This is a genomic window from Polaromonas sp. P3_B1, from assembly GCF_056402935.1.
Genome location: NZ_JBFUGK010000010.1, coordinates 40435 through 63143, shown reverse-complemented (window position 1 = coordinate 63143; position 22709 = coordinate 40435). Strand labels below are relative to the sequence as shown.

Here is a 22709-nt window from a genome sequence, read left to right as displayed (position 1 = left end):
TCAGGGCTCCAGTTGTCCGGCAATGCGAAGGGCAAGGCGGCGAGCCTGCCCATCCAGACCGAGCAGGCCCTCAATATCACTTACCTCAGAGGGCGCCAGCGCCTCCAAAGTTGCGTGATTTACATGGTGAATATGGTCGAACCGGATCCGCTTGTCCAGGAAGGCGGCAACAGCAATCTCATTGGCGGCATTCAGCACCACACAGGTGCCCGGTGGTCCACGCAAACTCTCCCAGGCCAGCGGCAAGCAGGGAAAGCGCTGAAAGTCCGGAACCTCGAATGTCATGGCCGCCATGCGAGCAAAATCCAGGCGTGCCGTGCCGCTTTCGATCCGCTCCGGCCAAGACAGACCATACGCGATCGGCACCCGCATATCCGGCGTGCCCAGCTGGGCCATCACCGACGCGTCGTGGAACTGCACCATCGAATGGATGATTTGCTGCGGATGGATGACCACTTCGATCTGCTCAGGCAGAACACCAAACAGGTATTTGGCCTCGATTACCTCCAAAGCCTTGTTCATCATCGTGGCCGAATCCACCGAAATCTTGCGGCCCATGGAAAAATTTGGGTGCGCGCAGGCCTGCTCGGGCGTTACGTCCCGCAGGGTTGCCGGATCGCGAGCGCGAAAAGGGCCGCCCGACGAGGTCAGCATGATCTTTTCGATGCGCCGGGGCCAAACTACAGGGTCTTCCGGCAAGGACTGAAAGATGGCCGAATGTTCGCTGTCAATCGGCAGCAACCGGGCCGCCCCTTCATGAACCGCCCGCATAAACACTTCGCCGCCGACGACCAAAGCCTCTTTATTGGCCAGCAACAGGCGTTTGCCGGCGCGGGCCGCGGCCATGCAGGGCGCCAGGCCCGCCGCACCCACGATGGCCGCCATGACGGTGTCCACCAACTCATGCGAGGCGATCATTTCCAGCGCATCGGGCGCCGACAGCACCTGCACGGGCAGCCCGTGGGCCTTGGTTTTGTCCGCCAGTTGGCGGGCGTGCGGCTCGCTCGCCATCACGGCATAGTGCGGCTTGAACTGGACGCACTGCGCCAGCATCAAGTCGACCTGGGTCGCCGCGCTGAGCGCGAAGACTTCAAAACGATCCGGATGGCGCGCGATCACGTCCAGCGTGTTGACGCCTATGGACCCGGTGGAACCCAGAACGGTGACGCGCTGCTTGCTGAAGGACATACGGGAAAGATAGGTTTAGAGGCTGACCAGCATCATCGCCAGCGGCAGCGTGGGCAACAGGGCGTCGACGCGATCCAGCACCCCACCGTGGCCAGGCAACAGGCCGCTGGAATCCTTGACGCCAGCGCTGCGCTTGATCAGCGATTCGACCAGGTCGCCCACCACACTCATGGCCGCCAGGAAAATGACCGCCAAAAGCATGATCAGCACGCCGTGGGTCGCCGCCAGCCGGCTGTACAGCGTGGCCTCGCCCCCAAAACCGCTGCCCAGGTAGCCCCAAACCAATGACAGCACGACCACGCCGGCCATGCCGCCCCAGACCCCTTCCCAGCTTTTGCCGGGGCTGATCGAAGGTGCCAACTTACCCTTGCTGAACCGGCCGCCGAAAGTGCGACCGGCGAAGTAGGCAAAGATATCGGCCACCCAGACGAGCAGCAGCACGGACAGCAGGAAATTGATACCAAGGACACGCGCCTGTGCAACGGCCAGCCAGGCCAGCCACAGCGCAGCCAGCCCCGCCACCAGCCGCAGCGCCTTGGGAATGCGCGGCCAGCCGGCTACCCCATTGCGCAACAGCCAGCCACCGGCCAGCACCCAGATAGCGCCCGCTGCGGCCCAGAGCAGGGGCAAGGATTGATCCAGCAGGCCGGTGTACCAGGACAGCGCGCAAGCCGCCACGCACACCAGGCCCAGCGCCGTGGATACGCCCTGCCCGTAACCATTGAGGCGGCCCCACTCCCAGGCACCCGCTGCGATCAGCAGCAGCGCCACGGCGCAAAAGGGCTGGGGGGTGGAATAAAAAAGTGCGGGCAGCAAAATGGCCAGCAGGACGATCGCCGTGATGACACGCTGTTTAAGCATCAAGCCGCCTTTGCATTATGGTTGTTGCCCTGGCCGCCGACCTGCGCCGACGTCTGGCCAAAGCGCCGCTCGCGAGTGCGAAAAACGGCAATCGCCTCATCGAGCGCCGCCTCGTCGAATTCGGGCCAGAGCTTGTCAGAGAAATGCAGCTCCGAATAGGCTGCCTGCCACAGCAAGAAGTTGCTGATGCGCAGTTCACCGCCGGTGCGTATCAGCAGGTCCGGATCCGGCACATGCGCCATGGCCATGGCCCGGTCCAGCGACAGCTCGGTGATCGCCTCGCCGCGGTCGGCCAGCTTCTGCGCGGCCTGCGCGATGTCCCAACGGCCGCCGTAGTTGAAACAGACGTTAAAAACCAGCCGGCTGTTGGCAGAGGTATCCAGCTCGGCCTTTGCCAGGCCGGCCCGGACCTTCTCAGAGAGCCGCTCACGGTCCCCGATGAAGTGCAGCTGCACGCCGTTTTCATTCAGGCTGGGCACTTCCTTGGCCAATGACAGGGCCAGCAACTCCATCAGGCCTGAGACCTCTTCGGATGGCCGGTTCCAGTTTTCGGATGAGAACGCAAATACCGTCAACACGCCGATGCCGCGCTCCAGGCAAGCGCGCACGCAGCGGCTCAGCGAATCAACGCCCTGCTTGTGGCCCGCGATGCGGGGCAGAAATCGTTTGGTCGCCCAGCGGCCATTGCCGTCCATGACGATGGCAATGTGGCGCGGGACCGGATTGGAAGTGGCGGCCATGGACAGTTCAGGCCAGACGCTGAAGCGTCAAACCGCCATGATGTCTTGTTCCTTGCCGGCGACCAGCTTGTCGACTTCGGCAATGAAACGGTCAGTGAACTTCTGGATGTCTTCCTGGGCGCGGCGCTCGTCGTCTTCGGACGCCAGCTTTTCCTTGACCAATTTTTTGATGCCGTCGTTGGCATCACGGCGCAGGTTGCGGATGGCGACTTTGGCGTGCTCGCCCTCACCGCGCACGACCTTGGTGAGCTCCTTGCGGCGCTCTTCCGTCATGGCCGGCATGGGGACGCGTATCAGGTCGCCCTGCGCCGCCGGGTTAAGCCCCAGGTCGGAGTCACGGATGGCTTTTTCGATTTTGGCGCCCATGCCTTTTTCCCAGGGCGACACGCTGATGGTGCGCGCGTCGAGCAGCGACACATTGGCAACCTGGCTGATAGGCACCATGGAGCCATAGTAGTCAACGTGCACGGTATCGAGCAGGCCGGGGTTGGCGCGGCCGGTGCGGATCTTGGTCAGGCCGTTCTTGAACGAGTCGATGGACTGCAGCATTTTTTGCTCTGCCAGCTGCTTGACTTCAACAATGCTCATGGTCGAATCTCCGGATTTTTATAGCGAAAAAAGCAAGCCATGCAAGGCCCAAACTTAGACGTGAACCAGCGTTCCCTCGTCTTCGCCTTGCACCACGCGCTTCAACGCGCCGTGTTTGAAAATGCTGAACACCTTGATGGGCAGCTTCTGGTCGCGGCACAGCGCGAAGGCGGTGGCATCCATGACCTCGAGGTTTTTGCCCATGGCTTCATCAAACGTGATGTTGGTATAGCGCGTGGCCTTCGGGTCTTTCTTGGGGTCCGCAGTGTACACACCGTCGACCTTGGTGGCCTTGAGTACGATCTCGGCGCCTATCTCGGCGCCGCGCAACGCGGCGGCCGTGTCGGTGGTGAAGAAGGGGTTGCCGGTGCCGGCCGCGAAAATAACGACCTTGCCCTCTTCGAGATACTGCAAGGCTTTGGGGCGAACATAGGGCTCCACCACACGCTCAATCCCGATGGCGGACATCACGCGAGCGATAAGGCCGGCCTTGTCCATGGTGTCGCCCAAAGCCAGGGCGTTCATCACGGTGGCCAGCATGCCCATGTAGTCGGCGGTGGCGCGGTCCATTCCGACCGAGCCGCCCGCCACGCCGCGGAAAATATTGCCGCCGCCAATCACCACAGCCACCTCGACACCCATGCGGGTGACCTCGGCGATTTCCTCGACCATGCGCACAATGGTGGCGCGGTTGATGCCGAAGGCATCATCCCCCATCAAGGCCTCACCTGACAGTTTTAACAAGATTCGCTTGTAGGCTGGCATGTGAGGGGCTTTCTATGGTTGAAGTGAACTGGAGTTTAGCGGCCTTCCGGCTAGGCTGAGTACTTAAGCGCCCTTGGCGGCCGCGACCTGGGCGGCGACTTCGGCGGCGAAATCGTCGACCTTCTTCTCGATGCCCTCGCCCACCACGTACAGCGTGAAGGACTTGATCGTGGTGGCCTTTTCCTTGAGCATTTGCTCGACGGTCTGCTTGTCGTTCTTGACGAAAGTCTGGTTATACAGGCTGACTTCCTTCAGGTACTTTTGCACGCCGCCTTCGATACGCTTTGCAACAATTTCAGCGGACTGCACGGGCTTGCCTTCGGCCTGGGCCTTGGCGGCATCTTCAGCAGCCTTGGCAGCGGCCACCGAGCGCTCTTTGGCGACCAGTTCGGCGGGAACTTCGGCGCTGGACAGCGACACGGGTTTCATCGCGGCCACGTGCATCGCCACGTCCTTGGCGGCGGCTTCGTCGCCTTCAAACTCAACCACCACGCCGATGCGCGTGCCGTGCAGGTAAGAAGCCAGCTTGCTGCCGCTAAAGCGCTTGAAGCGGCGCACGCTCATGTTTTCGCCGATCTTGCCGATCAGGCCCTTGCGCACGTCTTCAACCGTAGGGCCGAAACCGTCCAGCGACAGGGGCATGGCGCCCACGGCGTCCACGTCGGCCGGGTTGTTCTTGACGATGCCTTCGACCACGGCTTTGGCAAAAGCCAGGAAGCTGTCGTTCTTGGTCACGAAGTCGGTTTCGCAGTTGATCTCAACCAGCGCGCCCACATCGCCTTCGCGGTGCGCGGCCACCACGCCTTCAGCGGTGACGCGGGAGGCGGCCTTGCCGGCCTTGCTGCCGAGCTTGACGCGCAGGAGCTCTTCAGCTTTTTCGAAATTGCCCTCTGCCTCGGTCAGTGCCTTCTTGCACTCCATCATGGGGGCGTCGGTCTTGGCGCGCAGTTCAGCGACCATGCTTGCAGTAATTGCCATTTTGATTCTCCGTTTTGTCGTGTTCACAGGGATGGGCCGACCGGGCCTGTCCCTTCTTGATGCTTGAGTTGTGAAAAAGGGGCTACGCGAGCCCCTTTTTCGCGTCTGGCGCAGCGCCGCAAACTATCAGGCGGCTGCGTTGTCCACTTCCACGAACTCGTCCGAGCTCTCGGCGGAAACCGCCTTGACAACGTCGTTCACGGCGTTGGCGCGGCCTTCGAGGATCGCGTCGGCGATACCGCGGGCATACAGCGCCACGGCCTTGGAGGAGTCATCGTTGCCGGGGATCACGTAATCGATGCCGATAGGCGAGTGGTTGGAGTCAACCACGCCGATCAGTGGGATGCCGAGCTTCTTGGCTTCCAGGATCGCGATTTTGTGGAAACCCACGTCGATCACGAAGATGGCGTCCGGCAATGCGTTCATGTCCTGAATGCCGCCAATGTCTTTTTCCAGCTTTTCGATCTCGCGCTTGAAGGTCAGCTGTTCTTTTTTGCTGATGGATTCGAGGCCGGCTTCCTGCTGGGCCTTCATCTCTTTCAGGCGCTTGATGGAAGTCTTGACCGTCTTGAAGTTGGTCAGCATGCCGCCCAGCCAGCGCTGGTCAACGTAAGGCACGCCGGCACGCTTGGCTTCGGTGGCGACGATTTCGCGAGCCTGGCGCTTGGTGCCCACCATCAGGATGGTGCCGCGGTTGGCGGACAGCTGCTTGGCGAACTTCATCGCCTCCTGGTACATCGGCAGCGATTTTTCCAGGTTGATGATGTGAATGCGGTTGCGATGGCCGAAGATGTACGGGGCCATCTTGGGGTCCCAGAAGCGGGTTTGGTGTCCGAAATGAACGCCTGCTTCCAGCATTTCGCGCATAGTGGTCGACATAAAAATACTCCAAAAGGTTGTGTCTAAAATCAGCGCTTATCGCCCCGACGCTCTCTTTTTGAGACTCCGGGACAACACCTTGGGGTGGCTGATTTGCGATTTGCATTGCAAACAACACAATCGTCATTCGCAAAGCCTGTCGAGTATAACATCCTCCTGCCCTCCTCTCTCGATCCCACCCTCCGCCCATGAGCCAGCCCCTCCTTTCCGGCGACCTCCATACCGTCCGCCAGGCACTCCAGGCGGGCCAAGCGCAAGCCCCGGAAATCCTGGCGCGAGCCGCCCTGGCCGCGCAAAGCGAGGCCTGCCGCCATGTTTTTATGCCCGGCTCGCCCGCAAATCCCCCTGAAACGCTGAAAAACACCCCTCCCGGCGGCTCCGGGTTGCCGCTTGCCGGTATCCCTGTGTCCATCAAGGATTTGTTCGACGTGGCGGGCCAGGTTACTGCCGCCGGCTCCAAGGTGCTGGCCCAAAACGCCCCCGCCCAGGCCGATTGCCCCGCGGTCGCCCGCCTGCGGGCCGCCGGCGCGGTGCTGGTGGGCCGCACCAACATGGTGGAATTCGCCTTTTCAGGGGTGGGCATCAATCCGCACTATGGAACGCCCGCCAACCCAGCCGATCCGGAAATCGCCCGCATCCCTGGCGGCTCCTCCTCAGGTGCGGCGGTGTCGGTAGCCACTGGCGCGGCCCTGGTGGGGCTGGGCTCGGACACCGGCGGCTCGATCCGCATTCCCGCCGCACTGTGCGGCATCGTCGGCTTCAAGAGCACCGCCCGCCTGGTGCCGACCACCGGTGCCCTGCCCCTTTCGACCAGCCTGGACACCGTCAGTGCCCTCACGCGCTCGGTGCGCGACGCCGTCATCGTGCACGAGGTGCTGGCGGCGCGCCAGGTCAGGCTGGCTGGCAAGCCGCTGTCGGCTTGCCGTCTGGCTGTCAGCCGCACCCTGATGCAGGACGCATTGAGCGATACAGTAGCCCAGGCGTTCGAACGCAGCTTGCTGGTTCTGCGCCGCGCCGGTGCTCGCATCGAAGAGATCGCACTGGAGGAAATCGGTGAACTGCCGGCCATCAACGCCACCGGAGGCCTGTCGGCGGCGGAAAGCTATGCCTGGCACCGCAAGCTGATCGCCGAACACCAGGCGCGCTACGACCCGCGTGTCGCGCTGCGCATCCTGCGCGGCGCCAGCATGAGCGCGGCCGACTACATTGACCTGCTGGCGGCACGCAAGGACTGGATCACCCGCATGGAAACGCGCCTGGACGGCTTTGACGCCGTGCTGTCGCCCACCGTGCCCCTGGTCGCGCCGCCCATCGCCGGTTTGCTGGGCGACGACACCGAGTTTTTCAGGGTCAACGGCCTTTTGCTGCGCAATACCTCGGTGGTGAACATGCTCGACGGCTGCGCGATTTCCCTACCCTGCCACACGCCCGGCCAGTTGCCCGTGGGCCTGATGCTGTGGCACGCGGCCCTGCATGACGACGGGGTGCTGGATCTGGCCCTGCAAGTGGAAGCCGCCCTGGCACAGTCGCTACAACAATAACCGCCGCAACCCCATCCTGCCCGGGCTCGCGGCCTGCTCACCCATAAAAAAAACAATGCACAACAAGATTTCCCGTCCCAAACGCCCCGCCTCCACGCCATGCCGCCGCGGAGCCTTCGCATGAGGATCGCCATCATCGGCGCCGGCATCATCGGCGTCACCACAGCCTACGAGCTGGCCCTGGACGGCCATGAAGTCACCGTGTTCGAGCGGCGCGGCGCGGCAGCCGAGGAAACCAGCTTCGCCAACGCCGGCCTGGTCGCACCGGGTTACGTCACACCTTGGGCGGTGCCCGGCATGCCCCGCAAAGTCCTTAGCCACCTGTTCAGCCGCCACGCCCCCGTCAAGCTCGGCTGGCCGCTGTCGGCCGGAGAACTCGCGTGGATGTGGCAGTGGTTCCGTGCCTGCAATCTGGAAACCTACCTGGCCAATCGGGCACGCATGCAGCGCCTGGCTTTTTACAGCCGCGAGCGACTTCACCATCTGACGGCCGAGCTGCAGCTCGAATACGACGGCAGTCCCGGCTATATGGTGCTGCTGCGTTCCGAAAAAGACAGCAAACTGGTGCAGCCCGGTCTGGCGGTACTGCGCGACGCGGGCGTAACCTTCAAGGAAATCGGCCCCGAGGAAGTCCTCAAGATCGAGCCGGCGCTGAACCCCGACACGCCCTTCCTGGGTGCCGTGCACCTGCCCAACGACGAGGTGGCCAATTGCCGGCAGTTCGCGCTGCTGCTGAAGAACGAGGCCCAGCGCCTGGGCGTGAATTTTGAGTTCAATACCACCGTGGCCCGGCTGGAGCAGGCACAACCCGCCAGCCTGGTCATCACCGGTGAAAGCACGCCGCGCGGCTTCGACCGAGTGGTCATGTGCGCGGGCCTGGCCTCGGCGCAGCTCTTGAGGCCGCTGGGCCTGAAGATTCCGATGGCCGCGGTCTACGGCTACTCCATCAGCGCGCCGATTCGCGAACCCCTGAACGCGCCGCGCAGCGCGCTGATGGACGAGCGCTACAAGGTGGCCATCTCGCGCATGGGCAACCGCGTGCGCGTGGCCGGCAGCGCCGAGATCGGCGGCTCGCTGGACAACAAGCGCGCCGCATCGCTGCAAACCCTTTACAAGGTCTTGCATGACTGGTTTCCGGGTGCGGCCCAGCTCGCCAATACCGGCTCCAGCGTGCAGGAATGGAAAGGCGCCAGGCCCATGCTGCCCGACGGGCCGCCCATCATCGGCGACAGCGGCATCCCCGGCCTCTGGCTCAACCTGGGCCATGGCTCCAGCGGCTGGGCGCTCAGCTGCGGCAGCGCGCGAGCGCTGGCCGACCTCATGGCCGGCAAAAACACCGACATCGACATGGAAGGCCTGGGCGTCGCGCGCCTGGCTTGAACCCCGCTCCCTTGCGCTCCCCGAAAGCCCGGTCCGCCGGGCTTTTTTACGCCCGGGGCCGCACAATCGGGCCATGCGAAGAATTTCCAGCGCCCACAGCGAGCCGCTTCACAGCGTGGCGGCCACCCGCGAACTTGAGCGGCTCGCCGCCGCCGGCCTGTCGCCGCACACGCTGATGCAGCGGGCCGGCCTTTCAGTCGCGCGCCTGGCGCTTGCCCTGGCGCCGCACGCGCGGCGCATCTGGATCGCCTGCGGCCCCGGCAATAACGGCGGCGACGGCTTCGAGGCCGCCATGCACCTGCACCGCTGGGGCAAAACCGTGAGCCTGACCTGGACAGGCCCACCGCCCGGAAAAACCGGCCAGCCGCCCGACGCCCAGGCCTCGCGCGAGCGGGCCCTGGCCGCAGGCGTGCCCATGGCTGTGGAGCCACCCGAGGACTTCGATTTCTGCATAGACGCGCTGCTAGGCATAGGCGGAACGCTGGATCCGGCCCGGCCTGGCACGGCCTTGATGCTGGAATGGCTGGCACGCATGCAGGCGAGCGCTGTCCCGCGGCTGGCCGTGGACCTGCCCACCGGCCTGGACGCAGCCACCGGGGCCTTTCCCGTCGGATTGGCCGCTGCACCGGATGTTTTCACTTTGAGCCTGCTGACCCTGAAACCGGGGCTGTTTACCGCGAATGGCCGCGACCGAGCGGGCCAGGTGTGGTTTGACGATCTTGGCACAGCGGCCGTTGGCGGACCGGCGCCGGATGCTTGGTTGCTGGGGGCCGACCGGGCGTCGCACGCGCCCAGGCACGGCACCCCACACGCCAGCCACAAAGGCAGTTTTGGCGACGTGGCGGTGCTGGGCGGGGAAACCGCTGCCCGCAGCCATATGGCCGGTGCCGCGCTGCTGGCCGCAAGGGCAGCGCTGCATGCGGGCGCGGGCCGGGTATATGTGGCCTTGCTCGGGACCCCGGCACTCAGCGCAGATATCCAGCAACCCGAATTGATGTTTCGCACGCCAGAAGCCCTGGACCTGCCGCGGCAAGTGCTCGTGTGCGGATGCGGCGGCGGTGACGCCGTGCGCGCCGTGCTGCCCAAGGTGCTGTCGGCCACGCCACAGCTGGTGCTGGATGCAGATGCGCTGAATGCCATTGCCGGCGATACGCAGCTGCAGGCCCAGCTCGCGGCCCGCCACCGCCGCGGCTACGCGACGGTGCTCACCCCGCATCCGCTCGAAGCCGCTCGCCTGGCCGGCACCAGCGCGCAGGACGTGCAGGCAGACCGGCTGGCATACGCTCGTCGGCTGGTCGACCGCTTTCAGTGCGTCGTCGTGCTCAAGGGTTCGGGAACCATCATTGCGGCACCCGGCCAGGCCTGCACCATCAACAGCAGCGGCAATGCCCTGCTGGCCACGGCAGGCACCGGCGACGTGCTCGCCGGCATGCTGGGAGCCCGAATGGCCGGGGGATTGGAGGCTTTTGAGGCGGCGTGCTGCGCTGTGTTTGCCCATGGCCACATGGCCGATGAATGGCCGACACGCCACGGCGCACAAACGCTCACGGCCTCAGCGCTGGCCGCCTCCTAAACCAGGACCATCAAGGCGATCTGCAACAGCACGATCAACACCAGCGCCGAGAGGTCCACCCCTCCCACGGCCGGGATCACGCGGCGCAGCGGCGCCAGCACGGGCTCGGTCAGGCGGCCCAGCAAGGCATAGGCGGGCGAGCCCGGCTGTATCCACGAGAGGATGGCAAAACCCAGTACCAGTATGAACAAGGTTTGAAGCGCCACGCGGATCAGCATCTTGAGCGCAAAGGAAAGCAAGGTCAGCAACACCATAGGCACAAACGCAATTGCGCCCAGCAGCAAACCGACCAGCAGACCCCATAGCAAGGCATAGGCCAGCGCCAGCAAGGCGGCGGCGATCACACTGGCCCAGTCCACCCGCGACTGTGCGAGCGACCTGGGCAACGCGCGGCGCAGCGGCTTGACCAGCCAGTCGGTAAGGGCCATGACAAAGCGGCCCGGCTGGGCGCTCATATTGACCCGGACCCAGTTCATCCAGGCGCGCAGCAGCGCCGCGGCAATCAGCAGGAAGAAGATGGTTTCAAGAACAAACAACAGGATGCGGATCAGCATGCGCGGCCCGCCCTGCTTGGGAAACGACAAAGAAAACAATTCATCGCGATGTCCTGCATTCCTAACGGCGCGGCTTCTTGCCCTGCTTGCGCCCGGCGCTGCCTGCGGCTTTCTTGACGGCGGCCTTCAAAGCCTGAATAGGCGATTTGGCCGCGCGCTCGCTGCTGGCGCTGCGGCCTGAACCGCCGCCACGGCTGCCGGAGCGGGTTTCCGTGCGTTTGCCGGCTGTTTTTTTACCGGCCTTGCCTGTCCTGGTTTCCCTGGCCTCGCGCTCCTGGGCAGGCAACTCCGCGGCATGGCCACCGGTCTTGTCCTTCATGGCGCGCCCAACCAGGTCCTGGCCTTCGTTCACCAGGCGGAAGTCGATCTTGCGGCCGTCCAGGTCCACCCGGCTGACCTGAACCCTCACACGTGTGCCGATGGCATAGCGTATGCCGGTGCGCTCGCCGCGCAGCTCCTGGCGGGCTTCGTCGAAGCGGAAGTATTCGCCGCCCAGCTCGGTGATATGCACCAGGCCTTCCACGTACATCGCGTCCAGCGTGACGAAGATGCCGAAGCCCGTGGCCGCCGTGACGACGCCGCCGAACTCTTCACCCAAATGCTCGCGCATGTACTTGCACTTGAGCCAGGCCTCGACGTCGCGGCTGGCTTCATCGGCGCGGCGCTCGTTGGCGCTGCAGTGCAGGCCGGCCGCCTGCCAGGCGAGCTCGTCGGCGCTGGCCTTCTTGGGCTTTTGCGTCGGCTCCTTGGCGTTGACGCGCGAGGCCAGCCGCTTGGAGAGCTTGGCCTCGGCCTCGCCCGGCGTGGGCAGGACCGGCAACTGGTATTTGGCCTTGTTGAGCACGGCCTTGATGACGCGGTGCACCAGCAAATCAGGATAGCGCCGGATCGGACTGGTGAAGTGCGTGTAGGCCTCGTATGCCAGGCCGAAGTGGCCGCTGTTCATGGGCGTGTAGATGGCCTGCTGCATGGAGCGCAACAGCATGGAGTGGATTTGCTGCGCGTCCGGCCTGTCCTTGGTGGCCAGCGCGATGCGCTGGAACTCACCGGGTTCCGGGTCGTCGCTGATGGTCATGCCGACGCCGGCGATCTTCAGGTAGTTGCGCAGCATCTCCTTCTTCTCGGGCGTCGGGCCTTCATGCACGCGGTACAGGCCGACGTGTTTGCTCTGTGCGATGAAATCGGCCGAGCAGACATTGGCGGCCAGCATGGCCTCCTCAATCAGGCGGTGCGCCACATTGCGGGTACGCGGCACGATTTTTTCGATACGGCCGGCCTCGTCGCAGACGATTTGCGTTTCGGTGGTTTCAAAATCCACCGCCCCGCGCACCCCACGCTCCTTGAGCAAAGCCTGGTAGACGTCGTGCAGATCGAGCAAGTGCGGCACCAGCGCCTTGCGCTGCGCGGCTTCGGGGCCGCGCGTGTTGGCCAGGATGGCGGCGACCTCGGTGTAGGTGAAGCGCGCGTGGCTGAACATCACCGCCGGGTAAAACTGGTAGGCATGGACCTCGCCCTTGGCATTGACCAGCATATCGCAGACCATGCACAGGCGCTCGACGTTGGGGTTGAGCGAGCACAGGCCGTTGGAGAGTTTCTCCGGCAGCATGGGAATCACGCGGCGCGGGAAGTACACGCTGGTGGCGCGGTCGTAGGCGTCGATGTCGATGGCGCTGCCGGTCTCCACATAATGGCTCACGTCGGCGATCGCCACCAGCAGGCGCCAGCCTTTGCCGCGGCCGACCTTGGCCGGTTCGCAATAGACGGCATCGTCAAAGTCTCTGGCGTCTTCCCCGTCGATGGTGACCAGCGGCACGTCGGTCAGGTCGATGCGGTGCTTTTTGTCGGTCGGCCGCACAGCATCCGGCAAGGCGCGGGCCAGGGCCAGCGCTTCGTCGCTGAACTCATGCGGCACGCCGTATTTGCGCACCGCGATTTCGATTTCCATGCCGGGGTCGTCGATCTCGCCCAGCACTTCCTTGACACGGCCCACAGGCTGGCCGAACAGCGCAGGCGGCTCGGTCAGTTGCACCACCACCACCTGGCCGGCCTTTGCCGTGCCGGTAGCGCCTTTCGGAATCAGTACGTCCTGGCCGTAGCGCTTGTCTTCAGGTGCAACCAGCCAGACGCCGCTTTCCTGCAGAAGGCGGCCGATGATGGGATTGGAGGAGCGCTCGATGATCTCGGTCACGCGGCCTTCGGGCCGGTTTTTGCGGTCATGCCGCACGATGCGCGCCTTGACGCGGTCCTTGTGCAGCACCGCGCGCATTTCATTGGGCGGCAGGTAAATATCCGCCTCGCCATCGTCGCGCAATACGAAACCGTGGCCGTCGCGGTGGCCGGAAACAGTGCCCTCGAATTCAGCGAGCAGGCTGGAGGAATGGGCGGGCGATGCGCCCGCGGAGGAATGAGTTGTTTTGATAAAAAGTCTCTTTTTGTTGGGGGCTGCTGGTTTTGAGTATGCAGCCGAAATATTTCAGGAAATTTGCGAATTCGAGCCTCGAAAAGCGTTCAAGTAATGGTACACTGCTAGCTGTGCCCGGGTGGCGGAATTGGTAGACGCGCACGGTTCAGGTCCGTGTATCGCAAGATGTGGAGATTCGAGTTCTCTCCCGGGCACCAGATACACCAAACAGCTTTGCCAGACTCTGAAACGAGCTCTGGAAGAAAGCAAGATTAAAGCCACTGCGACCCAGTGGCTTTTTTTGTTTCCGGGCCACCTCTTGTGGCCCGGTTTGCCGTTCGCGGGATTGTTCAAACAGGCACAGCAACCAGGTCGTGTCCCTGGGTCCCCACAATGCGGGCTCGCGTGAACTCACCTACTTTCAGCGTCTTGCTGATTTTCTCGGGCGGCAGCAGCTTGACGACGCCGTCGATCTCGGGCGCATCGGCATAGGAACGGCCGACACCACCCTTTCGGCCCAGCGCGGGGGCCGAATCCACCAGCACCTGCATGGTCGCGCCTATGCGCTGCTGCAGCTTCTGGCTGGACACCGCCTCGGCCACCGCCATGAAACGCGCGCGCCGCTCTTCACGCAGTTCCATAGGCAGCATGCCGGGAATATCGTTGGCCGTGGCACCTTCCACCGCGCTGTAGGCAAAGCAGCCCGCGCGGTCGATCCTGGCTTCGCGCATAAAGTCCAGCAGGTGTTCGAACTCAGCCTCGGTCTCACCGGGGAAGCCGGCAATAAAAGTGCTGCGAATCACGATCTCGGGGCAGATCTCGCGCCAGCGCGCAATGCGCTCAAGGTTTTTCTCGCCGCTGGCCGGCCGCTTCATGCGCTTGAGCACATCCGGATGGCTGTGCTGCAGCGGAACGTCCAGGTAAGGCAGCACCTTGCCGGTAGCCATCAGTGGCAGCACTTCGTCCACACTGGGATACGGGTAGACGTAATGCAAGCGCACCCACGCACCATAGGGCTCAGCGATCTCGCCCAGCGCCTGCACCAGCTCCAGCATGCGCGTCTTGACGGGTTTACCGTCCCAAAAGCCGGTGCGGTATTTCACATCCACGCCGTAGGCTGAGGTGTCCTGGCTGATGACCAGCAGTTCCTTGACGCCGCCTTCAAACAGTGCGCGCGCCTCATTGAGCACATCACCAATCGGGCGCGACACCAGGTCGCCGCGCATCGAAGGGATGATGCAGAAGGTGCAACGGTGGTTGCAGCCTTCGCTGATCTTGAGGTAGGCATAGTGCCTGGGCGTGAGCTTGACACCCGCAACACCGAAGGCGTTGGGAACCAGGTCGATAAAGGGATCATGCGGCTTGGGCAAATTCAGGTGCACCGCATCCATGACTTCCTGCGTCGCATGCGGGCCGGTGACGGCCAGCACGCTGGGATGCATCTGGCGAACCAGATTTCCGCCATCCTCGCCGGCCTTGGCGCCCAGGCAACCGGTGACGATAACGCGGCCATTTTCCGCCAGCGCCTCACCGATGGTGTCCAGGCTTTCCTTGACCGCGTCGTCAATAAAGCCGCAGGTGTTGACGATCACGAGGTCGGCACCCTCGAAGGTCTTGGAGGTCTGGTAGCCCTCGGCGCTCAATTGCGTGAGGATCAGTTCGGAGTCGGTCAGGGCCTTGGGGCAGCCCAGGCTGACAAAGCCGACTCGCGGCGCGGCCTTGGCATTGGCGGGGGCGGATGGGGAAATTACGTCGCTCATGGGGTCTATTGTCTCAGGGTAGGCGTCAGGGCGAACCGTGAACCCCGGATGGCCTTCAATGGCCTGCCAGCGCGCGGGCACATGCCCGGCGCCCAGCTCACTTTTTCAAACCAAAAGCCTGGAGCATCTGCTCGCTCTGCTTTTGCATCTGCTCCTGCATCTGCGTAAAAACGTTCTTGGATTGCTCCACATAGGTACCCATCATTCCCTGCATCATGGGCGACTGGGCGTTCATGAACTGCGCCCACATTTCAGGGGTCAGCCCCTTGGACTGCTCGGCCATCTTGACCTGCAAGTCCATAAAGCTCTGGACATTTTTTTCCAGGTAAGCGCCCATGAAACCTTGCATCGCATTCCCGTAAAAACGGATGATGTTGGCCAGCACGGCCTCGGTGAACATGGGTGCGCCGCCGGTTTCTTCTTCAAGAATGATCTGCAGCAGGATGCTGCGCGTCAGGTCCTCGTTGGTCTTGGCATCGCGCACCACGAAATCAGCGCTCTCCATCACCAGTTGCCGCACTTCGGTGAGCGTGATGTAGGTCGAGGTCTCGGTGTCGTAGAGCCTGCGATTCGGGTACTTCTTGATCACGCGGGACGCCGCAGTCTTGCCGGCAGCCCGGCCGCTTTTGGCGCCGGAATTGCCGTCGACAGCCGCTTCGCCCTCTGAAGGCGGAAGGCCGGATGCCGGACTGGTGGATTTGCTTTTTGGCACTGATTTCTCCTCTGAATGACGGCCAGCGTCGGGACGCCGGGGCTCAAGACATTCTAGGAATTCTGATGTACTCAATCCCCTTGGTTTACCCTGTGTGATGGGCATCGCATCATCGATGCAAAAGCCTGGACAGGAACCGTTCTTGGGAATTGGTAGGCGCGATTGGACTCGAACCAACGACCCCCACCATGTCAAGGTGGTGCTCTAACCAGCTGAGCTACGCGCCTAAGGACTGTTCGAAGCTAGCAGTATAGCATCTATTTTGACCCCCACGGTCGCGCACTTCGTGTCGCTCCCGAGGCCTTGCAGGCCGCGGCTCGCGAGACGCTTCGCCTCTGTCGCCCGTCCAAGCCTGCGCAGGCAGGCTTGGAGCCGCGGGCTCCAGCCCCTCGGGGGCCGCTGCGCCCGCAGCCCGGCGAAGCCGGTTCCGCGGCCCCGGCTGATATGGGAAACCGCGTCCGCATTCACTTCGCGTCCGGATCAGAGCCGCGCTCAACGTCTGCGCGCGGAACGCACGCCGGGCACCTCGGCGACGACGGCCAGCACCTGGTTGAGGCGACCCGATTGCGCCACTTCCACAGTGAACGTCATCCAGGCGGTGCCGCCGCGGTTGTCTTTTACCGACTGGGTCTGCACGCCGATCACGTTCATCTTTTCCTTGGCGAACACCTCGGAAATATCGCGCAGCAGGCCCTGTCGGTCGGCCGCCTCGACGGCGACGTCCACCGGATACACCGCGCCGTCGGGTGTCTTGGGCGAATTCCATTGCACCTCGATCACGCGGTCCGGGCTGCCAGCTGCCATGTTGCGGAAATTGCTGCAGTCGCTGCGGTGGATGCTGACGCCTTTGCCCTTTGTGACAAAGCCGAGGATCTCATCGGGTGGCGCGGGCTTGCAGCACTTGGCCAGTTGCGTGAGCAGAGATCCCATGCCGACCACCAGCACACCGCCCGCCCCCTTCTTGGCATTCGGGTTGGGTGCACGCGCTTTTTTTGCCAGCACGTAGTCGTCCTGGCTCATGGCAGGCTCGGGCGGCCTGAGCATGTTCTCTATCGTGCGCAGGGACAGCTCGTCCTTGCCCACCACCTCAAACAAATCATCGGCCGCCTTGAAGCCGAGCTGCACCGCCAGGTCGTCCAGCTTCATCGCGGTCTTGCCTTCGCGCTGCAGCAGCTTTTCCACGGCCTCGCGGCCCCTGGCCACGGTCTGTTCCATCGCCAGTGCGTTGAACCAGGCACGCACCTTGGACTTCGCACGATGGCTGCTCAGAAAACCCAATTCAGGATTGAGCCAGTCGCGCGAAGGCCCTCCTTCCTTGACGGTAATGACCTCCACCGTCTGGCCGTTTTGCAGCGGCGTATTGAGCGGCACCATGACGCCGTCGATGCGCGCGCCGCGGCAGCGATGGCCCAGGCTGGTGTGGACGCTGTAGGCGAAATCCACCGTGGTCGCGCCCTGCGGCAGTTCCACAATGGCGGCATCCGGCGTCAGCACGTAGATGCGGTCCTCGAACAGGCCCTGCTTGTCGTCGCGCGCACGCTGGGCCGCCGGGCCTGAGAGATCACGCTCCCAGGCCAGCAGTTGCCGCAGCACGGCAATCTTGGCGTCGTACTCGCTGCTGGCCGAAACGCCGCCATAGCCCTTGGTGCCGGCCTCCTTGTAAGCCCAGTGCGCCGCCACGCCGTGCTCGGCATGGTCGTGCATGGCCTGGGTGCGCACCTGGATTTCCACCGCCCTGCCCGCCTCGTCGCGCACCACGGTGTGCAGCGACTGGTAGCCGTTGCTCTTGGGCTTGGCGATGTAGTCGTCGAACTCGCCGTCCACCGGCGTGAAGCGCGAATGCACGTAGCCAAGCGCCGCGTAGCAACCCTTGACGTCGGCGGCGATCACGCGCAGGGCGCGGATGTCGAAGACCTGCTCGAAGTCCAGCGACTTGCCGCGCATTTTCTTCACGATGCTGTAGATGTGCTTGGGCCGGCCCTGCACCAGCGCGGCAATGCCGTTCTGGTTGAGTTCGCGCTCCAGCTGCGCGCGCAGGGCTTCCATAAAGCCTTCGCGCTCCACCCGCTTTTCGTCGAGCAGGCGGGCTGTCTGCTTGTAGGTCTCGGGCTCCAGGAAGCGAAAGGCCAGGTCCTCCATCTCCCACTTGATCTGCCAGATGCCCAGGCGGTTGGCCAGCGGCGCAAAAACATGCAGCGATTCGTAAGCCAGCGGCAGCGGCGCAGTCTGCCGCGTCGCGGCGTAGTGGCGCAGGGTCTGCAGGCGGGACGCCAGGCGCAGCATCACCACCCGCAGGTCGCGCGAAAACGCCAGCAGCATCTTGCGCACGTTTTCGGTCTGCGCGGCCGGGTCGTCCAGCAACTGGGCCTTCGCATTCGCCGAACGTGCCTGGCGCTGCACCTGGACCAGCTTGGTGGTCTCCATCGCCAGCGCGGCGTAGTTGGCGCCGAAGGCCTTGGTGATCACTTCCTGCGGCTTGTTCAGATGCTGGCAGGCATAGACCAGGTAGCTGGCCGCCTGCATGGCTTCGGAGCCGCCTATGGTTTTCAGGATGGTCGCCACGGCGTCGGCATGGGCGAGAATGTTTTCGCCCGTGTCATGCGTTTCGCTGGCGATCAGGGGTTCGGCAAACGCGCGGGCACGGGCCAGCGCATGCGGCTGGTCCGGCAGGCTGTCAGCCGTGGCGGTCACGATGGAGGCATTCGCCCCCTGGGGGGCTGTCGGGCCGCCTGGCCCGACCACGTTGCTTTTCATGAAACTTCAGTCAAATTCAGTCAGAGAGTTGCGAGCCCATTACGGCATCAGCCCAGCAGAAAGCCCGTTACTGCAGCGACCTGATCGGATGCGACCAGCGTGGGCGCATGTCCCACACCTTCGAATTCCACCACGCGGGCACGCGGCCCACGCTGCGTCATGGCTTGGGCCGTCTCGGTGCTCAGCAAGTCGGATTGCCGGCCCCGTATCACCAGGGTGCCGGCCTTGATATTGTCGTAGAGCTGCCAGAGCATGGTTTCACCCTGGCGCGCGGATTCCTCGGTCTCCTGCTTGAAAGGCACGGCGATCGCCGGGTCGTAATGCAGGCGCCACTTGGCGTCAGCGGCTTCCGAAACGCGCCTGAGCATGGGGCGCGACAGCGCCAGCCACTGCTCGGGCGTGTGCGGGCCGAAGCTCTGGGAGATCGCCCACATCGCATCGGCCGCTTCCTGCACCGAGCCGAAGTGGCCGGCCTGGCCCAGGTAGGTGCCTATGCGCACAATAGCCTGCCACTGGATAGCTGGCCCCACGTCATTGAGCACCAACCGGCGCACCGGTACCGGCAAAGGCAGGTTGGGTGTTCCGCACACCGCCACGCCGATCAGCCCGCCCATGCTGGTGCCTACCCAGTCCAGCGAGGCCACCTGCGCCTGGGCATGCAGCTGGGCCAGCATCGCCAGCATGTCGCCGGCATAGGTGCGCAGCTGGTAGCCCATGGGGTCCTTGAGCCAGTCGCTTTCGCCGCGGCCCACCACATCGGGGCAGACCACCCGCACATCGGCCTGCTCGGACAGCGCCCGCGCCAGCACGTCAAAATCGCGCCCCTGGCGCGACAGCCCGTGCACGCAGACCACCAGGTGCGCACTGTCCGCCCTTCCCCACTGCCAGTAAGCCATGCGGTGGCCGCCGCCGGCATCGGGGCAATTTACGTAGTTCAGCGTAGGTTGGGTCATGGTGCGGCAGTTCAATTCAAAGGCTTGATAATTGCTTGAGAAATCAGCCCGGCGCCAGGTGCACGGCACGAGGTTCGGGATCCCAGTTCAACCATCGTAAATCATCCGGAGAAACAATATGCTCAAAGGTAAAACAGCCCTCGTCACCGGCTCGACCAGCGGGATAGGCCTGGGCATCGCCAAGGCGCTGGCGGCGCAAGGCGCCAACATCGTCATCAACGGCTTCGGCGACGTGGACGGCCCCAAGGCCGAGGTGGAAGCGCTGGGCGCGCGCGTGGCCTACCACGGCGCGGACATGAGCAAGGTCTCCGATATCGAGGACATGATGCGTTACGCCGCCGCGCAGTTCGGCCAGGTCGACATCCTGGTCAACAACGCCGGCATCCAGCATGTGGCTCGCGTCGAGAACTTCCCGGTCGAAAGATGGGACGCCGTGATCGCCATCAACCTGAGCAGCGCCTTCCACGCCACCCGCCTGGCCCTGCCCGCCATGCTGGCGGCCAACGGCGGCAAGGGCTGGGGTCGCATCATCAACGTGGCCTCGGTCCACGGCCTGGTCGGCTCGGCCGAAAAATCCGCTTACGTCGCCGCCAAGCACGGCATCGTGGGCCTGACCAAAGTCACCGCGCTCGAGAACGCCACCACGGGTGTCACCTGCAACGCCATCTGCCCCGGCTGGGTGCTGACACCCCTGGTGCAAAAACAGGTGGACGCCAAAGCCGCCGCCGGCAACATCAGCAACGAAGCCGCTACCAAACAGCTGCTGGGCGAGAAAGAACCCTCCATGCAGTTCACCACGCCCGAAGAGCTGGGCGCGCTGGCGGTGTTTTTCTGCTCGCCGGCCGGCAACAACGTGCGCGGCGTGGCCTGGAACATGGACGGCGGCTGGGCGGCGCAGTAAGCGGCCTTACAGCAGCCGGCTCACGTAGTCGCCAATCGCCAGCGAACTCGTGAGCCCCGGCGATTCGATGCCGAAGAGGTTGACCAGGCCCGCCACGCCGTGATCGCGGGGGCCCTCGATCATGAAGTCCTTGGCGGCCTCATGGGGCGCCTGGATTTTGGGCCTTATGCCGGCATAACCCGGCGTCAGCGCACCGTCGGCCAGCGCCGGCCAGTACTTGCGCACCTCGGCATAAAAAGCCTCGCCTCGCGCCGGATCCACCACCAGATCCTCGGGCGAATCCACCCATTGCACATCGGGGCCGAACTTGGCCTGGCCGCCCATATCCACCGTCAGGTGCACGCCCAGGCCGGCGGCCTCGGGGACGGGATAGATCAGACGGCTGAACGGCGAGCGCCCGGGCAGCGTGAAGTAGTTGCCCTTGGCGTAATGGCTGGGCGGCACATGCCGCGCGGGCAGGCCGGCAAAGCGCCCGGCCAGTTGCTGGGCCTGCAGGCCCGCGGCATTGATAACGGTGGTGGCTTCGAGCACCGTGCCGTCTTGTGCGGTGAGATGGATGGCGCCCTGCAAGCATTCCGCTCGCGCCAGCGGTGAATTGAGCGCAACCAGCCCGCCCGCGTTCTCGAGGTCGCCTTGCAGCGCCAGCATCAGGCCGTGGCTGTCGACAATGCCGGTGCTGGGTGAATGCAGTGCGGCCACGCATTCGAGCTGCGGCTCCAGCGCGCGGGCCTGATCGCGTGTCAGCAGTACCAGGTCGTTCACGCCGTTGGCAGCGGCCTTGTCGCGTATGCCATGCAGCTGCGCGACCTGCGCCTCATTGGTCGCCACAATCAGCTTGCCGCAGCGCCTGTGCCCTATGCCGCGTTCGGCGCAATAGGCGTACAGCAGCTCCTTGCCTTGCACGCACAGCCTGGCTTTGAGCGAGCCCTGCGAATAGTAGATGCCGGCGTGTATCACCTCGCTGTTGCGCGAGCTGGTGCCCGTGCCTATCGCATCGGCGGCTTCCAGCACCATGACCTCCCTGCCCCGCAGCGCCATAGCGCGCGCCACAGCCAGGCCGACGACGCCCGCGCCTATCACCACGCAATCGACTTTGTCCATCAGCGGCCTTCAAAACCTTCAATGACGTTGACCGCATTGGTGCCCAGTTCGGCAGCCGCATAGCCGCCTTCGAGCACAAACACCGTGGGCAGGCCCAGCTTGCCCAGGCGTTCGCCGAGGCGGATGAAGTCGTCCGGCTGCAGCGCGAACTTGGAGATCGGGTCCCCGGCAAAGGTGTCCAGCCCCAGCGACACCACCAGTGCGTCCGGCTTGAAACTGGCGATGCGCAGGCAGGCCGCTTCCAGCGCCTCGAACCAGCGCGCCGCCGTGCAGCCCGCCGGCAGCGGCAGGTTCAGGTTAAAGCCCGCGCCCGCACCCGTGCCGGTCTCATCGGCATGGCCCAGGTAAAACGGGTACTCGGTCATGGGGTCGCCGTGCAGGCTCACAAACAGCACGTCCGAGCGGTCGTAAAAAATGCTTTGCGTACCGTTGCCGTGGTGGTAGTCGACATCGAGTACCGCCACGCGCGCCGCGCCGCCGTCGCGCAGCGCCTGGGCGGCCACGGCAGCGTTGTTCAGAAAGCAATAGCCCCCCATGAAGTCAGGCCCCGCATGGTGCCCGGGCGGACGGCTGCAGCAGAACACGGCGCGCTCGCCTGCCGTGAGCAGGGCCGCGGCGCTGGCGGCGGCATCCGCGCCGGCCTTGGCGGCCTGCCAGGTGCCGGCCGACAGCGGCGTGCCGTTGTCCATCGAATACAAGCCCAGCCGCGCGGTGAAGTTGAGCGGCTCCACGTCGCTGCGCAGCGTGCGCACCGGCCATACCGAGGGAAAGGGCTGGCGCTCTTCGTTGCCGGCCTCCAGTTGCACCCAGTCACGCCAGGCATGCTCAAGAAACGTGAGGTAGCGGGCGCTGTGCACCTTGGCCAGCACCGCGCGGCTGTCGGCATCCGGCATCTGCAGCACATGGCCGCGTTCGCTCAAACGGGTTTTGACATATTCGGCGCGCGCCGGTGTTTCAAAACAGGGCACGCGCTCGCCGCGAAAAAATTCGTGTTGCGGGGCATGGGCATGGTGGCTGTCGCTGAAAAAGGTAAGCATGGCGGCGGGGTTGGGGCAAAAAATGCGGGCGGCGGCCCGCGGG

The 22709-nt window shown here is 64.2% G+C and carries 19 protein-coding genes and 2 tRNA genes; 5 read left to right on the top strand and 16 right to left on the bottom strand.

All coding sequences use genetic code 11. The features are described from left to right. The 7 genes from ispC to rpsB form a co-directional block, all read right to left on the bottom strand. Window positions 1–1188, bottom strand: a complete 1188-nt coding sequence (ispC, locus tag AC1DXS_RS07980; RefSeq protein WP_477736979.1) for a 1-deoxy-D-xylulose-5-phosphate reductoisomerase — start codon at window positions 1186–1188, stop codon at window positions 1–3. Window positions 1189–1203: 15 nt separating this feature from the next. Further along, on the bottom strand, window positions 1204–2049 hold the full coding sequence (locus tag AC1DXS_RS07975) for a phosphatidate cytidylyltransferase (RefSeq protein WP_477736978.1): 846 nt from the start codon (window positions 2047–2049) through the stop codon (window positions 1204–1206). Continuing rightward, a complete protein-coding gene (gene uppS, locus AC1DXS_RS07970) occupies window positions 2049–2789 on the bottom strand; it encodes a polyprenyl diphosphate synthase (RefSeq protein WP_477736977.1) in 741 nt (246 codons plus the stop codon). Before uppS ends, AC1DXS_RS07975 begins: the two co-directional genes overlap by 1 nt. A gap of 27 nt (window positions 2790–2816) precedes the next feature. Further along, window positions 2817–3377: a ribosome recycling factor gene (frr, locus tag AC1DXS_RS07965; RefSeq protein WP_477736976.1), complete on the bottom strand. Its 561-nt coding sequence runs from the start codon at window positions 3375–3377 to the stop codon at window positions 2817–2819. Between the two features lie 54 nt (window positions 3378–3431). Beyond that, a complete protein-coding gene (gene pyrH / locus AC1DXS_RS07960) occupies window positions 3432–4142 on the bottom strand; it encodes a UMP kinase (RefSeq protein ID WP_036838012.1) in 711 nt (236 codons plus the stop codon). A 63-nt stretch (window positions 4143–4205) separates the two neighbouring features. Next, window positions 4206–5120 carry a translation elongation factor Ts gene (gene tsf, locus AC1DXS_RS07955; RefSeq protein WP_477736975.1) on the bottom strand — a complete coding sequence of 305 codons (915 nt, stop codon included), beginning with the start codon at window positions 5118–5120 and terminating at the stop codon, window positions 4206–4208. A 126-nt stretch (window positions 5121–5246) separates the two neighbouring features. Next, a complete protein-coding gene (gene rpsB / locus AC1DXS_RS07950; RefSeq protein ID WP_074579930.1) occupies window positions 5247–5999 on the bottom strand; it encodes a 30S ribosomal protein S2 in 753 nt (250 codons plus the stop codon). Between the two features lie 188 nt (window positions 6000–6187). On the opposite strand from rpsB, the gene AC1DXS_RS07945 reads away from it, so the two are divergent. From AC1DXS_RS07945 to AC1DXS_RS07935, 3 genes are all read left to right on the top strand, one after another. Next, the gene (locus AC1DXS_RS07945; protein ID WP_477736974.1) at window positions 6188–7540 is read left to right on the top strand and encodes an amidase; all 1353 of its coding nucleotides are present in this window, start codon (window positions 6188–6190) and stop codon (window positions 7538–7540) included. 120 nt (window positions 7541–7660) lie between these two features. After that, complete coding sequence (locus AC1DXS_RS07940; protein ID WP_477736973.1) at window positions 7661–8920, top strand: D-amino acid dehydrogenase; 1260 nt, start codon at window positions 7661–7663, stop codon at window positions 8918–8920. Between the two features lie 73 nt (window positions 8921–8993). Then, entirely contained in the window at window positions 8994–10493 is a 1500-nt protein-coding gene (locus tag AC1DXS_RS07935; protein ID WP_477736972.1) for an NAD(P)H-hydrate dehydratase, read from the top strand. Here the strand turns inward: AC1DXS_RS07935 and AC1DXS_RS07930 are convergent. Together AC1DXS_RS07930 and rnr are read right to left on the bottom strand one after the other, a co-directional pair. Next, window positions 10490–11047, bottom strand: coding sequence for a YggT family protein (locus tag AC1DXS_RS07930; protein ID WP_477736971.1), 558 nt, complete (start codon window positions 11045–11047; stop codon window positions 10490–10492). The two genes, AC1DXS_RS07935 and AC1DXS_RS07930, sit on opposite strands and share 4 nt — an antisense overlap. Before the next feature lie 61 nt (window positions 11048–11108). Next, the gene (gene rnr / locus AC1DXS_RS07925; protein ID WP_477737023.1) at window positions 11109–13466 is read right to left on the bottom strand and encodes a ribonuclease R; all 2358 of its coding nucleotides are present in this window, start codon (window positions 13464–13466) and stop codon (window positions 11109–11111) included. Window positions 13467–13581: 115 nt separating this feature from the next. Here rnr and AC1DXS_RS07920 point away from each other — a divergent pair. Further along, window positions 13582–13666 (top strand) — tRNA-Leu (locus tag AC1DXS_RS07920). 132 nt (window positions 13667–13798) lie between these two features. Here the strand turns inward: AC1DXS_RS07920 and rimO are convergent. The 5 genes from rimO to AC1DXS_RS07895 form a co-directional block, all read right to left on the bottom strand. Further along, the gene (gene rimO / locus AC1DXS_RS07915; protein WP_477736970.1) at window positions 13799–15208 is read right to left on the bottom strand and encodes a 30S ribosomal protein S12 methylthiotransferase RimO; all 1410 of its coding nucleotides are present in this window, start codon (window positions 15206–15208) and stop codon (window positions 13799–13801) included. A 97-nt stretch (window positions 15209–15305) separates the two neighbouring features. Beyond that, complete coding sequence (gene phaR / locus AC1DXS_RS07910; protein WP_051001938.1) at window positions 15306–15797, bottom strand: polyhydroxyalkanoate synthesis repressor PhaR; 492 nt, start codon at window positions 15795–15797, stop codon at window positions 15306–15308. Window positions 15798–16070: 273 nt separating this feature from the next. Then, a tRNA-Val gene (locus AC1DXS_RS07905) sits at window positions 16071–16147 on the bottom strand. 265 nt (window positions 16148–16412) lie between these two features. Then, window positions 16413–18674 (bottom strand): RelA/SpoT family protein, encoded by a 2262-nt coding sequence (locus tag AC1DXS_RS07900; RefSeq protein WP_477736969.1) that lies wholly within the window; start codon window positions 18672–18674, stop codon window positions 16413–16415. A 47-nt stretch (window positions 18675–18721) separates the two neighbouring features. After that, entirely contained in the window at window positions 18722–19627 is a 906-nt protein-coding gene (locus tag AC1DXS_RS07895; protein WP_477736968.1) for an alpha/beta fold hydrolase, read from the bottom strand. Window positions 19628–19745: 118 nt separating this feature from the next. Here AC1DXS_RS07895 and AC1DXS_RS07890 point away from each other — a divergent pair, with 118 nt between their 5' ends. After that, window positions 19746–20528 (top strand): 3-hydroxybutyrate dehydrogenase, encoded by a 783-nt coding sequence (locus AC1DXS_RS07890; RefSeq protein WP_477736967.1) that lies wholly within the window; start codon window positions 19746–19748, stop codon window positions 20526–20528. Between the two features lie 6 nt (window positions 20529–20534). Here the strand turns inward: AC1DXS_RS07890 and AC1DXS_RS07885 are convergent, their stop codons facing one another. Both AC1DXS_RS07885 and AC1DXS_RS07880 read right to left on the bottom strand, forming a co-directional pair. After that, on the bottom strand, window positions 20535–21629 hold the full coding sequence (locus AC1DXS_RS07885; RefSeq protein ID WP_477736966.1) for an NAD(P)/FAD-dependent oxidoreductase: 1095 nt from the start codon (window positions 21627–21629) through the stop codon (window positions 20535–20537). Further along, entirely contained in the window at window positions 21629–22666 is a 1038-nt protein-coding gene (locus AC1DXS_RS07880; RefSeq protein ID WP_477736965.1) for a histone deacetylase family protein, read from the bottom strand. The genes AC1DXS_RS07885 and AC1DXS_RS07880 overlap by 1 nt, the downstream gene beginning before the upstream one ends. Between the last annotated feature and the right edge of the window lie 43 nt (window positions 22667–22709).

Coding starts and splice junctions, on each gene's coding strand:
- AC1DXS_RS07940 (WP_477736973.1), top strand. CDS start 7,661: ATGAGGATCGCCATCATCGGCGCCGGCATCATCGGCGTCACCACAGCC.
- rpsB (WP_074579930.1), bottom strand. CDS start 5,999: ATGTCGACCACTATGCGCGAAATGCTGGAAGCAGGCGTTCATTTCGGA.
- AC1DXS_RS07890 (WP_477736967.1), top strand. CDS start 19,746: ATGCTCAAAGGTAAAACAGCCCTCGTCACCGGCTCGACCAGCGGGATA.
- uppS (WP_477736977.1), bottom strand. CDS start 2,789: ATGGCCGCCACTTCCAATCCGGTCCCGCGCCACATTGCCATCGTCATG.
- AC1DXS_RS07900 (WP_477736969.1), bottom strand. CDS start 18,674: ATGAAAAGCAACGTGGTCGGGCCAGGCGGCCCGACAGCCCCCCAGGGG.
- AC1DXS_RS07945 (WP_477736974.1), top strand. CDS start 6,188: ATGAGCCAGCCCCTCCTTTCCGGCGACCTCCATACCGTCCGCCAGGCA.
- AC1DXS_RS07930 (WP_477736971.1), bottom strand. CDS start 11,047: ATGCTGATCCGCATCCTGTTGTTTGTTCTTGAAACCATCTTCTTCCTG.
- frr (WP_477736976.1), bottom strand. CDS start 3,377: ATGAGCATTGTTGAAGTCAAGCAGCTGGCAGAGCAAAAAATGCTGCAG.
- AC1DXS_RS07935 (WP_477736972.1), top strand. CDS start 8,994: ATGCGAAGAATTTCCAGCGCCCACAGCGAGCCGCTTCACAGCGTGGCG.
- AC1DXS_RS07975 (WP_477736978.1), bottom strand. CDS start 2,049: ATGCTTAAACAGCGTGTCATCACGGCGATCGTCCTGCTGGCCATTTTG.
- pyrH (WP_036838012.1), bottom strand. CDS start 4,142: ATGCCAGCCTACAAGCGAATCTTGTTAAAACTGTCAGGTGAGGCCTTG.
- ispC (WP_477736979.1), bottom strand. CDS start 1,188: ATGTCCTTCAGCAAGCAGCGCGTCACCGTTCTGGGTTCCACCGGGTCC.
- tsf (WP_477736975.1), bottom strand. CDS start 5,120: ATGGCAATTACTGCAAGCATGGTCGCTGAACTGCGCGCCAAGACCGAC.
- AC1DXS_RS07895 (WP_477736968.1), bottom strand. CDS start 19,627: ATGACCCAACCTACGCTGAACTACGTAAATTGCCCCGATGCCGGCGGC.
- AC1DXS_RS07885 (WP_477736966.1), bottom strand. CDS start 21,629: ATGGACAAAGTCGATTGCGTGGTGATAGGCGCGGGCGTCGTCGGCCTG.
- AC1DXS_RS07880 (WP_477736965.1), bottom strand. CDS start 22,666: ATGCTTACCTTTTTCAGCGACAGCCACCATGCCCATGCCCCGCAACAC.
- rimO (WP_477736970.1), bottom strand. CDS start 15,208: ATGAGCGACGTAATTTCCCCATCCGCCCCCGCCAATGCCAAGGCCGCG.